Origin of the sequence: Nocardioides limicola (assembly GCF_016827675.1) — a bacterium.
GTDB classification, from domain to species: Bacteria; Actinomycetota; Actinomycetes; order Propionibacteriales; family Nocardioidaceae; genus Nocardioides; species Nocardioides limicola.
In genome coordinates this window covers 110,427-122,621 of the sequence record NZ_JAERJA010000006.1, presented here as the reverse complement: position 1 = coordinate 122,621, position 12,195 = coordinate 110,427, and the positions used below count along the sequence as shown (strand labels likewise).

Genomic DNA, 12,195 nt, shown 5'->3' with positions numbered 1-12,195 from the left:
ACGTTCAGCACCATCCCAAGCCCTTTTCGGTGCGGAACGTACGGGAAAGCCGCCTCCACCGGACCCTCAGTGCCCGTTGTCGGCCGTGCCCCGCCGGGGCGCGGCACGAAGATGGGCACGCTCGCCCTGCTTGCCGATCAGGCTCAGGTACTCCACCGGCCCGGAGGAGGTGGCCGCGAACCAGTGCGGCGTACGGGTGTCGAACTCCGCCGCCTCGCCCGGCTCGAGGATCAGGTCGTGCTCGCCGAGGACCAGCCGCAGCCGGCCGTTGAGCACATACACCCAGTCGTAGCCCTCGTGGGTGCGTGGATCCGGCTCGGCGTCGTCGTCGCCGGCGGGGAGGACGAACTTGTACGCCTGGATCCCGCCTGGCCTTCGGGTGAGCGGGAGCACCGTGGCGCCCCCCTCGCAGGCGATCGGGCGCAGATTGATCCGCGGGTCGCCCGTAGGTGGTGCGTCGACGAGCTCGTCCAGGGTGACGCCGTGGGCGCGCGCCAACGGCAGGAGCTGCTCCAGGGTCGGGCGCCTCAGGCCCGCCTCCAACCGGGACAGGGTGCTCGCCGAGATCCCGGTCTCGGCGGCGAGCTCGGTCAGGGTCACCTCGCGTCGCTGACGTAGCCGCTTCAGCCGTGGCCCCACCGCGTCGAGGGTCCGGTCCGTCGTCTCGTCCATGGACCAAGTTTGCCATTTGGCAAGAATGTTTGCCGATCGGCCCGGGAGTCGGCACCATCGGTCGGGTGGCGGCATACCGGTCGCCACGTTGACTGTGCGGGGAGGAACCATGGACGAACGTCGAGATGTGATCGTGGTGGGTGGAGGAGCCGCGGGGCTGAGCGCGGCGTTGATGCTGGCCCGGGCTCGACGCACGGTGACGGTGATCGACGGTGGGGCGCCCCGCAACGCGCCGGCCGACGGGGTGCACGGGCTGTTGGGTCATGAGGGGATGGACCCGCGGGAACTGCTGGTGCGCGGTCGCAGTGAGGTCACGTCGTACGGCGGCCAGGTCCGCGACGGGGTGGCGACTCAGGTGGCCGGCGCCGCGGACGGGTTCACGGTCACCCTGTCCGACGGCGCCGAACTGTCGGCCCGCCGGCTGCTGATCGCCACCGGCCTGGTGGATGAACTGCCCGAGGTGCCCGGGCTGCGCGAGCGCTGGGGACGATCCGTCCTGCACTGCCCCTACTGCCACGGCTGGGAGGTCCGCGACCAACGGATCGGTGTCCTCGCCAGTGGGCCGATGTCGGTGCACCAGGCGCTGCTCTTCCGGCAATGGAGCCAGCACGTGCTGTTCTTCGTCGGCGACGTCGCGGTCGAACCCGAGGACACCCTCAAGCTGGACGCCGTCGGCATCGAGGTCGTCACCGGCGGCGTCACCGAGGTCGGCGATGGCCACCCGGTCGGCGTACAGCTCGACGATGGCCGCGTGGTGGACATGGACGCCGTCGTTGTGGCACCACGGATGGTCGCCCGCGCCGACCTGTTCGCGGGGATCGGCATCGAGCCGAGCCCGCACCCGATGGGCTCGTTCATCGAGTCCGACCCGACCGGGCGGACTCAGGTGCCCGGCGTCTGGGTGGCCGGCAACGCAGCCGACCTGTCCGCCCAGGTCGGCGCAGCGGCCGCCGACGGGGCCCGCGCCGCCGCCCACATCAACGCGGACCTGGTGATGGCCGACGCCGAGAAGGCGGTCACCCAGATCAGGGCGGCCTCATGAATGAGGAGTTCGACCGGGACTTCTGGGAGCGCCACTGGCACAGCGACGACAACGAGGCCGTTCACTCCAACCCGGCGCACCCCTATCTGGCCCGCAAGACGCGCGGGCTGACACCCGGCACCGCCCTCGACGCCGGGTGCGGGACCGGGGCTGAGGCGATCTGGCTCGCCGAGCAGGGGTGGCAGGTCACCGGCGTGGACATCTCGCCGGCGGCGCTGCGCCAGGCTGGCGTGCGCGCAGACTCGGCGGCCGTGTCGGTGCGCTGGGTCGAGGCGGATCTGACCACCTGGCAGCCGGGCACCACCTTCGATCTGGTCAGCACCCACTACGCCCACAGTTCGCTGCCCCCCGGTGAGTTCTACGACCGGATCGGCTCCTGGGTGGCTCCGGGCGGCACGCTGCTGATCGTCGGCCACCGGCATCCCCACGACGCACCGGAAGGGCCGGGCGATCACCCTCCCGCGGAGGCGGAGTCCTCGGCGGCGGCGGTCGCCGCCCAGCTGGCCCGAGGAGGGTGGACCGTCGACACCGTGGAGGAGCACCGCCGCACTCTGGCCGATGCCGACGGACACCCGCACGTGCTGCACGACTTCGTCGTACTCGCCCGACGGGGGTGACCGGTCCGGAGACGTCCGTTCAGGCGTCGAAGTCGACGGTGAGCTCGTCACTGACCGGGAAGCTCTGACAGGTCAGGATGAAGTTCGCGGCCACCTCGTCCGGCTCGAGGGCATAGTTGCGCACCATCTCGACCTCACCGTGCCGCAACGTGGCGCGGCAGGTCCCGCAGACCCCGCCCTTGCAGGCGAAGGGGAGGTCGGAGCGCACCAACTGGGCGGCGTCGAGGATCGGAGTGTCCCGCGCCAGCGCGCTGGTCGTCGACCGACCGTCGAGGACGAGCGTGACCTTGCTGGTGACCCCGTCGACGACCCGCTCGGGGTGCCTGCGCTCAGGAGGCGGCTCATCGACGTAGAACAGCTCCACATGCACCCGCTCCGCGGGGATGCCCAACTCCGCCAGCACCGCTCGGGCGTCGGTGAGCATGCCGACAGGTCCGCAGAGCCAGACGTGGTCCATGTCCTGGAGCGGGATGATGCGGGTGAGCAGGGCGTGGAGTCGAGCGGCGTCGAGCCTTCCGGAGAAGAGGTCGACATCGCGAGGCTCACGGGACAGGACGTGGATCAGGTTGAACCGGTCGGGGTGGAGGTTCTTCAGGTCAGCCAGCTCCTCGGCGAACATCACCGAGTTGGTGGTGCGGTTGCCGTAGAGGAGCGTCACCTGCGCCGCCGGGTGGTCGAGCAGAGTCGTGGCGATCGAGAGGATCGGCGTGATCCCCGAGCCTGCGGCGATGCACAGGTGGCGACCCCCCTCGGCCGGGTCGGCCCGGAAGTTGCCGCTCGGCCCGAGCACGTCGATCCGGTCCCCCGGCCGCACCGCCCTCACCAGCCAGGACGAGAAGAGGCCGTCGGGGATCTCACGGACCCCGATCCGCGGCGCGCTGCCCGCGGGAGAACAGAGGGAGTAGGTGCGCCGGTGCTCGACGCCGGCGATGGTGCGCCGCAGCGTCAGCCACTGTCCGGCGGCGAAGTCGAACACCTCCCGCAGCTCGGCCGGCACCGCGAGGGTGATCGCGACCGAGTCGTCGGTGAGCGGCTCGACCGCGGCCACCGTCAGTGTGTGGAAGGTCGTCCTGGACGCCAGGCCCGCCGTGGTGGTCACCTCAGATCTCCTTCAGATGGTCGAAGGGCTCCAGGCAGGTCCGGCAGCGGTACATCGCCTTGCAGGCGGTGGACCCGAACTCCGAACTGAGCTCCACGTCATCGGCGCCGCAGCGGGGGCACTGCACGGCACGACGAGTCGGGGTGAGTTGCAGCGGCACGGGGCGAGGCTGCTCTCCGGTCGAGCCCGTCGAGCCCGTCGAGCCCGTCGAGCCCGTCGAGCCCGAGCCCGCCCTGACCCGGCCCGGCGGGGAGATCCCGGCCTCGGCCAGCGCCGCCCGTCCGGCCGGGGTGATCCAGTCGGTGGTCCAGGCGGGATCCAGGGCGACCCGGATCCGCACGTCGCCGAATCCGGCGGCGCGCAGCGCCCGGATCAGATCGTCACGCATGGTCGCCATCGCCGGACAGCCCGTGTACGTCGGGGTGATCGCGGCGACCACCGCCCCGTCGCCCTCGATGCTGATCTCGCGCAGCACACCCAGGTCGACCAGGGTCAGCATCGGCAGTTCGGGGTCGACCACCGTCGACGCGGCCGCCCAGGCGCGTTCGACGTTGGCATCGGGGTCGGTCGATGCGTCGATCACGGCAGTCACCACCGACCTCGCGGATGGGCGCGGGCCACGACCTGCATCTCGGCGAGCATCCGGCTCAGGGCTTCGGTGTGGCGGCCGTCCCGGCCCGTCCTGCCCTCGATGCCGGGTCGGGTGCTGGGGCGGTCGACACCACTGGCCACGAACACCTCCGCGAGCACCGCCTCCACCTCGGCGGCGAGGCTGGCCGGGTCGACGCCGACACCGGCCTGCGCCAGGCTCCGCTCCACCTGGTGAGTCTCGAAGAGTTCGGCCCACCACGGCCAGAGCGCGTCCAGTCCGGCGAGCAGGCGGCGCCGCGACTCGGTGGTGCCACGGGCCAGGGTCAGGAACCAGCGGCCGGCGAAGTCCCGGTGGTAGGTCAGCTCCTTGACCCCCTTCGCCGCCACCGCGGCAAGCACCGCGTCCCGACTCCTCAACAGCCGCTGGAACAGCGCCAGCCGCCAGGTGCTGAAAAGCAGGAGCCGGGTGATCGTCTCGGCGAAGTCACCGTTCGGGGCCTCCACGAGCCGCACGTTGCGGAACTGAGAGTCGTCGCGGAAGAACGCCAACCGGTCCTCGTCGGGCACCGGCGACCCCTCCGGCAGGATCGGGACCTCCGCCGGGTCCGCAGCCGCGGCTCGGACGAGCAGCAGCCGGGCCTGACCCAACAGATCGAGCGCGATGTTGGTCAGCGCGATGTCCTCCTCGAGGTCCGGCGCCCGGCTGCACCACTCGGACAGTCGATGGGAGAGGACCAGGGCGTCGTCGCCGAGCATCAGGCAGTACGCCGCGAGTGCGGTCGGGTCGACACCGTCGGGGACCGTCGTGTCGACACCGGCCAACGGGTCCTCGCTGCGCAGATCCTCGGGGCGGGTCCCGAAGGCCCAGTGGGCGTCGTTGGCCAGCAGCCCGGCGTACACGTTGTCGTGTTCGTCGGGCTTCGGGGTGTGCACCTCGGCCATCTGGTTCCTCCGCCCTACATGTGCGGCACGTCGTCGGGGAGGTCATAGAACGTGGGGTGCCGGTAGACCTTGTCGCCGCTGGGCGCGAAGAGGGGATCCTTCTCGTCCGGGCTCGACGCGGTGATCGCGTCGGAGCGCACCACCCAGAGGCTCACGCCCTCGTTGCGGCGGGTGTAGACGTCACGGGCGTGGCGCAGCGCCATCTCGTCGTCGGCCGCATGCAGCGATCCGACGTGCACGTGGTTGAGGCCGCGCTTGCCGCGCACGAACACCTCGTACAGGGGCCACTCGGCCCGCACCCGCTCACTCATGTCGACCCTCCGTCGTTGCGGGGTCCGCGTCGCCGGGCGAGGGTGTGTCGGGGTCTGCGAACGCGAGCGCCGCCTCCCGCACCCAGGCGCCCTCCTCCCACGTCTTCGTGCGGTGCGCGATCCGCTGTGCGTTGCAGGGGCCGTTGCCCTTGACCACGGCCCAGAACTCGTCCCAGTCGGGCTGCCCGAAGTCGTGCGCGCCGCGCTCCTCGTTCCAGACCAGGTCGGGGTCGGGGAGCGTGACGCCGAGCGCCTCGGCCTGCGGGACGGTCATGTCGACGAACCTCTGCCGCAGCTCGTCGTTGGTGTGCGTCTTGATCCCCCACGCCATCGACTGCTCGGTATTGGGCGAGTCGTCGTCGGGTGGACCGAACATCATCAGCGACGGCCACCAGAACCGGTCGACCGACTCCTGCACCATCGCCCGCTGCTCGTCGGTGCCCCGCATCATCGTCATCAGCAACTCGAAGCCCTGCCGCTGGTGGAAGGACTCCTCCTTGCAGATCCGGATCATCGCCCGGCCGTAGGGGCCGAACGAGGTGCGACACAGCGGCACCTGGTTGCAGATCGCGGCACCGTCCACGAGCCAGCCGATGGTGCCCACGTCGGCGTAGGAGAGTGCCGGGTAGTTGAAGATCGAGGAGTACTTCTGCCTGCCCGAGATCAGCAGTTCGGTCAACTGCTGGCGCGACACGCCCAGGGTCTCGGTCGCGGAGTACAGGTAGAGCCCGTGGCCGGCCTCGTCCTGGACCTTCGCCAGCAGGATCGCCTTGCGCCTGAGCGAGGGCGCGCGCCCGATCCAGGCACCCTCGGGCTGCATCCCGATGATCTCCGAGTGCGCATGCTGCGCGACCTGACGCACCACCGTCTTGCGGTAGGCCTCGGGCATCCAGTCCCGCGGCTCGATGCGGTCCTTGCGGCCGACCGTGGCCTCGAACTGAGCCTCGAGCTCAGCGGTTGCGACGACCGACGACATGGGCCCTCCAGGACACCGTGGAAGCATTTACTGACCGTGCGTTCTGTATTACCGTGACATACCGAAGGCGGGTCGCGCAATGGCCCGCGCGAACCAGTCGGAAGGGCGGGCCAGCGTGAGCGCACTGGTGGAGAGTTATGTGGCGGGCCGTTGGGTCCGCGCGACCGACGACGGCACACCGGTGCTCGATGCCACCACCGGCGAGGAGATCGCCCGCGTCTCCAGCCGGGGCCTCGACCATGCGGCGCTGGTCGCCCACGGCCGCGACGTCGGTGGGCCCGCCGTACGCCGGCTGACCTTCCACGAACGAGCTGGCCTGCTCAAGGCGCTGGCGAAGCACCTCGGCCAGCACAAGGACGAGTTCTACGCCCTCTCGCTGCGCACCGGCGCCACTCAACGGGACTCGATGATCGACATCGACGGGGGCCTGGGCACCGTCTTCTCCTATGCCAGCAAGGGCACCCGGGAACTGCCCAACGACACCGTCATCCTCGACGGCTCGGTCGAGACCCTGGGGCGCGGCGGCACGTTCGTGGGCCAGCACGTCTACACCTCCCGACGCGGCGTCGCCGTCGCGATCAACGCCTTCAACTTCCCGGTGTGGGGAATGCTGGAGAAGTTCGCGCCCGCCTTCCTGGCCGGACTGCCCAGCATCGTCAAGCCCGCCAGCCAGACGGCGTACCTGACCGAGGCGGTGGTACGACGCATCATCGAGGCCGGCATCCTCCCCGAGGGTGCGTTGCAGCTGGTGTGCGGTGGCGCGGGCACTCTGCTCGACGAGCTCGACGAGCAGGACTCGGTCGCCTTCACCGGCTCGGCGCACACCGCCCAGGTGCTGCGCAACCACCCGGCGGTGCTGCGGCGCGGCGTACGCCTGGGAGTCGAGGCGGACTCGCTGAACTGCTCGATCCTCGGCCTCGACATCACCCCCGAGGATCCGGAGTTCGACCTCTTCGTCAAGGGTGTGGTCACCGAGATGACCGTGAAGGCGGGCCAGAAGTGCACGGCCATCCGTCGGGCCCTGGTCCCCGAACCGCTGGTCGGAGCCGTGACCGAGGCGATCAGCGCCCGGCTCGCCACGATCACCGTCGGGAATCCGGCGGACCCGTCGGTGCGGATGGGCCCGCTGGCGAGCCTCACCCAACGCGACGAGGTCCGCAAGGCGGTCGAGGCACTGCGCAACAGCGCCGAGATCGGGTACGGCGACCCGAACCGCGTCGACGTCGTCGGGGCCGACCCGGAGCGGGGTGCGTTCCTCTCCCCGGTGCTGCTGCGTGCCCGGCCGGGCGCCACTGAGCCGCACGACGTGGAGCCGTTCGGACCGGTCAGCACCGTGCTGTCGTATGCCACCACCGACGAGGCGATCGCGTTGGCCGCCCGAGGCAAGGGCAGCCTGGTGGCGTCGCTGGTCACCCACGACCCCCAGATCGCCCGCGCGGTCACCCTGGGCCTGGCTCCGTGGCACGGTCGGGTGCTGGTCCTGGACCGCGACGACGCGGCCGAGTCGACCGGGCACGGGAGTCCGCTGCCGGTGCTCGTGCACGGCGGTCCCGGTCGAGCCGGGGGTGGTGAGGAGCTCGGCGGCATCCGCGGGGTGCTGCACCAGATGCAGCGGACGGCGGTGCAGGCCTCCCCGGACATGATGACCGCGATCGGCGGCCGGTGGACCCGAGGCTCGCGACGCACCGTCGGCGAGGTGCATCCGTTCCGCAAGAGCCTCGCCGAGCTGGAGATCGGCGACAGCATCGTCTCCACAGCACGCACCGTCACCCTCGCCGACGTAGAACACTTCGCCGAGTTCACCGGCGACACCTTCTATGCCCACACCGATGCCGAGGCAGCGGCAGCCAACCCGCTGTTCGGCGGCATCGTGGCGCACGGCTACCTGGTGGTGTCACTGGCCGCCGGGTTGTTCGTCGACCCCGACCCCGGTCCGGTGCTGGCCAACTTCGGGGTCGATGACCTGCGCTTCCTCACCCCGGTCAAGGCCGAGGACTCCATCCGGGTGACGCTGACCGTCAAGCAGATCACCCCGCGCAGCTCCGCCGACTACGGCGAGGTCCGGTGGGACGCGGTGGTCACCAATCAGGACGACGCCCCGGTGGCGACGTACGACGTGCTCACCCTGGTCGCGAAGACCTGGCCGCAGGAGTCGACGGGCTGAGGGATCGCGGTGAGCGATCGGCGGCTGCGGGGATGCGACGATGAGCCCATGCCCGACGCCGCGCCCCCCTCCGAGACGATGCGGCGTCGCGGCCGTCCCGGCCATGACCGCGAGGCCGTGCTGCGGCAGGCGATCGACCTGTTCAACCGGCGTGGGTACGACGCCACCTCGATCAGCGAACTGGCCCTGCAGTTGGGCGTCACCAAGTCGGCGATCTATCACCACTTCGACAGCAAGGAGGCGCTGCTCGCCGCGGCCCTCGACGAAGCCCTGGACGGGTTGAGTACGGCGGTATCGGCAGCCGCCGAGGCGACCGGTGAGAGTGCCTACGCGCGACTGCGGGCGACCGTCGAAGCGGCCGTCCACATCCTGACCGCGCACCTGCCCGCGGTCACGCTGCTGCTGCGGGTGCGTGGCAACAGTCCGCTGGAGCGGGCCGCCCTGGAGCGACGGCGGGAGATCGACGAACGTCTGGCCACCCTGGTCCGCGACGCTGCCGCGGACGGCGACCTGCGGCGGGACGTGGATCCGGAGGTGACCAGTCGGCTCATCTTCGGGCTCGTCAACTCGCTGGTGGACTGGTACCGACCCGAGGGGCGACTGCCCGAGGAGAGACTCGCCGAGACGATCAGCAGCGTGCTCTTCACCGGTCTCGAGCGGCCGGCGACCGAAGGCGAACGTCGCTGAGGAGCCGCTACCCGGCGGTGCGCCCGGCCAACTGCCGGGCCGCCTCGACGATCTCGTCCTCGCCCAGCAGCACCGTCGCCGCGGCAGGCCCCAACGGAACATAGGAGTCCGCGCTGCGGACGCTGGCGATCGGCAGCGGGCAGCCCGCTTCGACGAGGGCTGCGACGAGAGCGTCAGCGACCCCGCCGCTGGCCCGGGTCTCGTCGACCACGAGGACACCCGCGACCGAGCGCGCCGCCTCAAGCACGCGATCCATCGGCAGCGGGGCGAGCCACCTCAGGTCCAACACCGTGCACGTGATCTGGTCGGCCGCGAGCCTGGCGGCGGCCCGCCGGCTCAGGTGCACGCCGTTGCCGAAGGTCACCAGCAGCAGGTCGCGGCCGTCGCCGTACGTCGTCACCTCGCCCGGGACGAACGTCGACGAGTCGTCGTACGCCGCAAGCCACTGCTCGTCGCCGTCGAACAGATCGCGGGTGTGATAGCGAGCGATCGGCTCGACGACGACGCAGACCCGGCCCTCGGTGCGGGCCAACTCCAGGCACCCGCGCAACAGCCCGGGCGCGGTGGCCGGGTGGCTGGGGACCGCGACCACGAGGCCGGGGATGTCGCGCAGCACCGCGAGGGAGTTGTCGTTGTGGAAGTGGCCGCCGAAGCCTCGCTGGTAGGCGAGTCCGGCCACCCGCACCACCATCGGGTTCCGGTAGGCGCCGTCGGAGAAGAAACGCAGCGAGGCCGCCTCGCCGCGCAGTTGGTCCTCGGCGTTGTGCAGGTAGGCGAGGTACTGGATCTCCGGGATCGGCAGGAACCCGGCCAGGCTGGTGCCGAGCGCAGTGCCGAGGATGGTCTGCTCGTCCAGCAGCGTGTCGAACACCCGCTCCGCGCCGAAGCGCGCCCGCAGACCGCGGGTCACGCCGTACACCCCGCCCTTGATGGCGACGTCCTCACCGAAGGCCACGACGCCGGCATCCTCAGCCATCGCCTGGGCGAGGGTGCGGTTGATCGCCTGCGCCAGCGTGAGCCCCGGGCCTCCGGTCGCTGACGGTAGCGGCCCGGGCGGCCGGTCGCCCCCCTGATCGGGCCGGAGTAAGACGTGGCCCAGCGGCGCCATGACGGCAGCCCGGCTGTCGAGCCGGGGCTCGTGGCGGACCTCCTCGGCGGTGGCCATCACCCGTTGCCGGATCTCCTCGTACTGTTCCCGGAGTTCCTCGGCGCTGCGTAGGCCGAGCCGGATCAGGGTGCGGGCGGTGGCCAGCAGCGGGTCGTGGGCGAGGTCGGCGGTGATCGCGGCCGTGGACCGGTAGGCGCGCTCCACGTCGGAGCCGGCGTGACCGCCGAACCGGACGGTGCGCAGATGCAACACCGCCGGACGGCGAGTCCCGCGGACCTTCTCGATCGCGGTGGCGGTGGTCTGCAGCAGCCCGACGGGGTCGTCGCCGTCGGCGTGCAGGTAGTCCAGGTGCGGCCGGTGTTCCAGTGCCGCCCGGGTCCACCCTCGCGGGGTGGGGGTGCTGATGCCGAGGCCGTTGTCCTCACAGACGAACAGGACCGGGCAGTCCCGGTGCACGTGGGTGAGGTAGCCGGCAGCGTTGAGGGCGCCGGTGGCGGTGGAGTGGTTGGCCGAGGCGTCGCCGAAGCTGCACACCACGATGGCGTCCGCGGGCCAGGGGGTGCGCCGGTCCAGGGCGCGGGCCAGGCCGAGCGCGAAGGCCAGGCCGACCGCGCGCGGCAGGTGGGAGGCGATGGTGGAGGTCTGCGGGATGATGTGCAGGCGCGGGTGGCCCCAGACCTTGTGGCGGCCACCCGAGGCGGGGTCGGCCGTCGAGCAGCTCAGGGAGCGGAGTACGTCGCGCACCGGATCGGTGCTGCCCTCGACGGCGGCTCGTGCGGCGTAGAAGCCGCCCGAGCGGTAGTGCAACAGCGCGGGATCGGTGACCTCGGTGAGCAGGCCCAGGGCGGCGTTCGACTCGTGTCCTGCCGAGCCGATGGTGTAGAAGCCGTCGCCCCGGCTCTGCAGCCAGCGGGCGGCGACGTCCAGATGCCGACTCTGTGCCTGGACGGCGAAGAGGGTCGGGAGCTGTGCGGCGATCTCGGTGGCCACCGGGCCGGTCGGCCCAGGGACGGGTGCGGTGAGTTGCTGGAGGAAGTGCTGCTCCACCTCGTCCATGAACCACCTCCCGGGTCAGCGCCCAGTCTGGCCCAGCCGGCTGCGCAATGCACGGACCAGGTCGGTGGAGGGCGGCCACCCAGCAGGGCAGGCAGGCACTCGCCCGCAGGGCTGCCCGCAGGCCGCTGCGCTCCTCGATCAGCGGTGCCAGGTCGGTGGCGTGGCCGGTGCGGGCGTCGGTCGACGAGACGGCGTAGGTCGACCAGAGGTCCGAAGCAGCCGACGCGAGTCGGTAGCTCCGGCCGCGGCCAGCGCGATCGCCATCCCGGCGGAGTACGCCGCCCGGTTGCCGCCGCTTCGAGGGACTCGCTCGTCCGCCCGGCGGTGGAGTGAACAGCTGAGCGGCTGGTGACTACCGGGCCCCAGCCTTGGTTGCGGTGAATCGTTGGGCACCGGATTGCGATGCTTGAAGTTTCGCGCGCGCGAAAGCGGTTGCGGTGAGCGGGTGCGCCAACAGCATCCGCAGATTCTGCACCGGGCTCGACTCGGGACGGGCGTCGAGGAAGGCGTACACACGTTGGTCGACGACGAGGCCCTCCCGGTCGAGGTTCCAGACCTCGATTCCGCGTGCCGCCCGCTTGCCGGCGACCGTCCCGATCCATTCGTTGACGATGGTGGTCTCGTCTGCAGTGACAAGCGACTTGTCGACGAACATCGTGCGCTTCTCCATGAAGGCGCACATGAGGCCCCATGCTCGGTGAATCTCGTCGATCCCGTGAGACTCGATCAGCAGCCCATCGAGAACAGCACTCTGATGACCGTCGCTGGCGAAGACGGCACGGATGCCGTCGACGTCGCGTTCGTTGGTCATCCGCTCGGCTTCGGCGACGAAGGCGGTTGCTCGGGCGACGAGTTCTCGGGTGTTGGTCATCGTGATCCTCAGGTAGGTGTGGCGATGGGCACAGGTCGAAGCAGACGGCGGCGCGAGCC

General features: G+C 70.9%; 12 protein-coding genes. 4 read left to right on the top strand and 8 right to left on the bottom strand.

The features are described 5' to 3' along the window. Window positions 1-66: 66 nt before the first annotated feature. Entirely contained in the window at window positions 67-672 is a 606-nt protein-coding gene (locus JKG67_RS12915) for a helix-turn-helix domain-containing protein (RefSeq protein WP_203337729.1), read from the bottom strand. Window positions 673-781: 109 nt separating this feature from the next. Here JKG67_RS12915 and JKG67_RS12910 point away from each other — a divergent pair, with 109 nt between their 5' ends. Further along, window positions 782-1,714: an NAD(P)/FAD-dependent oxidoreductase gene (locus JKG67_RS12910; RefSeq protein WP_203337728.1), complete on the top strand. Its 933-nt coding sequence runs from the start codon at window positions 782-784 to the stop codon at window positions 1,712-1,714. Further along, entirely contained in the window at window positions 1,711-2,331 is a 621-nt protein-coding gene (locus tag JKG67_RS12905) for a class I SAM-dependent methyltransferase (RefSeq protein WP_203337727.1), read from the top strand. The genes JKG67_RS12910 and JKG67_RS12905 overlap by 4 nt, the downstream gene beginning before the upstream one ends. A 19-nt stretch (window positions 2,332-2,350) precedes the next feature. Here JKG67_RS12905 and paaE read toward each other — a convergent pair whose 3' ends face one another. From paaE to paaA, 5 genes are read right to left on the bottom strand one after another with little or no spacing between them, the layout of a single operon-like run. Further along, window positions 2,351-3,430, bottom strand: coding sequence for a 1,2-phenylacetyl-CoA epoxidase subunit PaaE (paaE, locus tag JKG67_RS12900; RefSeq protein ID WP_307816554.1), 1,080 nt, complete (start codon window positions 3,428-3,430; stop codon window positions 2,351-2,353). A 1-nt stretch (window position 3,431) separates the two neighbouring features. Next, window positions 3,432-4,013, bottom strand: coding sequence for a 1,2-phenylacetyl-CoA epoxidase subunit PaaD (gene paaD, locus JKG67_RS12895; protein WP_307816553.1), 582 nt, complete (start codon window positions 4,011-4,013; stop codon window positions 3,432-3,434). 5 nt (window positions 4,014-4,018) lie between these two features. Then, window positions 4,019-4,963, bottom strand: coding sequence for a 1,2-phenylacetyl-CoA epoxidase subunit PaaC (paaC, locus tag JKG67_RS12890; protein WP_203337726.1), 945 nt, complete (start codon window positions 4,961-4,963; stop codon window positions 4,019-4,021). Between the two features lie 14 nt (window positions 4,964-4,977). Then, window positions 4,978-5,274 carry a 1,2-phenylacetyl-CoA epoxidase subunit PaaB gene (gene paaB, locus JKG67_RS12885; RefSeq protein WP_203337725.1) on the bottom strand — a complete coding sequence of 99 codons (297 nt, stop codon included), beginning with the start codon at window positions 5,272-5,274 and terminating at the stop codon, window positions 4,978-4,980. Continuing rightward, window positions 5,267-6,250, bottom strand: a complete 984-nt coding sequence (paaA, locus tag JKG67_RS12880; protein ID WP_203337724.1) for a 1,2-phenylacetyl-CoA epoxidase subunit PaaA — start codon at window positions 6,248-6,250, stop codon at window positions 5,267-5,269. The genes paaB and paaA overlap by 8 nt, the downstream gene beginning before the upstream one ends. 115 nt (window positions 6,251-6,365) lie before the next feature. Here paaA and paaZ point away from each other — a divergent pair, with 115 nt between their 5' ends. After that, window positions 6,366-8,414: a phenylacetic acid degradation bifunctional protein PaaZ gene (gene paaZ, locus JKG67_RS12875; protein ID WP_307816552.1), complete on the top strand. Its 2,049-nt coding sequence runs from the start codon at window positions 6,366-6,368 to the stop codon at window positions 8,412-8,414. A gap of 48 nt (window positions 8,415-8,462) precedes the next feature. Continuing rightward, a complete protein-coding gene (locus JKG67_RS12870; protein WP_238998394.1) occupies window positions 8,463-9,101 on the top strand; it encodes a TetR/AcrR family transcriptional regulator in 639 nt (212 codons plus the stop codon). Window positions 9,102-9,108: 7 nt separating this feature from the next. Here JKG67_RS12870 and JKG67_RS12865 read toward each other — a convergent pair whose 3' ends face one another. Both JKG67_RS12865 and JKG67_RS12860 read right to left on the bottom strand, forming a co-directional pair. Then, the gene (locus tag JKG67_RS12865; RefSeq protein WP_203337722.1) at window positions 9,109-11,265 is read right to left on the bottom strand and encodes a thiamine pyrophosphate-dependent enzyme; all 2,157 of its coding nucleotides are present in this window, start codon (window positions 11,263-11,265) and stop codon (window positions 9,109-9,111) included. A gap of 352 nt (window positions 11,266-11,617) precedes the next feature. Beyond that, window positions 11,618-12,136: a nuclear transport factor 2 family protein gene (locus JKG67_RS12860; RefSeq protein ID WP_203337721.1), complete on the bottom strand. Its 519-nt coding sequence runs from the start codon at window positions 12,134-12,136 to the stop codon at window positions 11,618-11,620. Between the last annotated feature and the right edge of the window lie 59 nt (window positions 12,137-12,195).

Bases quoted from the DNA above. Each gene is read 5' to 3' on its own strand.
- JKG67_RS12865 (WP_203337722.1), bottom strand. From the start codon at position 11,265: ATGGACGAGGTGGAGCAGCACTTCCTCCAGCAACTCACCGCACCCGTC.
- paaB (WP_203337725.1), bottom strand. From the start codon at position 5,274: ATGAGTGAGCGGGTGCGGGCCGAGTGGCCCCTGTACGAGGTGTTCGTG.
- paaC (WP_203337726.1), bottom strand. From the start codon at position 4,963: ATGGCCGAGGTGCACACCCCGAAGCCCGACGAACACGACAACGTGTAC.
- JKG67_RS12860 (WP_203337721.1), bottom strand. From the start codon at position 12,136: ATGACCAACACCCGAGAACTCGTCGCCCGAGCAACCGCCTTCGTCGCC.
- JKG67_RS12905 (WP_203337727.1), top strand. From the start codon at position 1,711: ATGAATGAGGAGTTCGACCGGGACTTCTGGGAGCGCCACTGGCACAGC.
- JKG67_RS12910 (WP_203337728.1), top strand. From the start codon at position 782: ATGGACGAACGTCGAGATGTGATCGTGGTGGGTGGAGGAGCCGCGGGG.
- paaA (WP_203337724.1), bottom strand. From the start codon at position 6,250: ATGTCGTCGGTCGTCGCAACCGCTGAGCTCGAGGCTCAGTTCGAGGCC.
- JKG67_RS12870 (WP_238998394.1), top strand. From the start codon at position 8,463: ATGCCCGACGCCGCGCCCCCCTCCGAGACGATGCGGCGTCGCGGCCGT.
- JKG67_RS12915 (WP_203337729.1), bottom strand. From the start codon at position 672: ATGGACGAGACGACGGACCGGACCCTCGACGCGGTGGGGCCACGGCTG.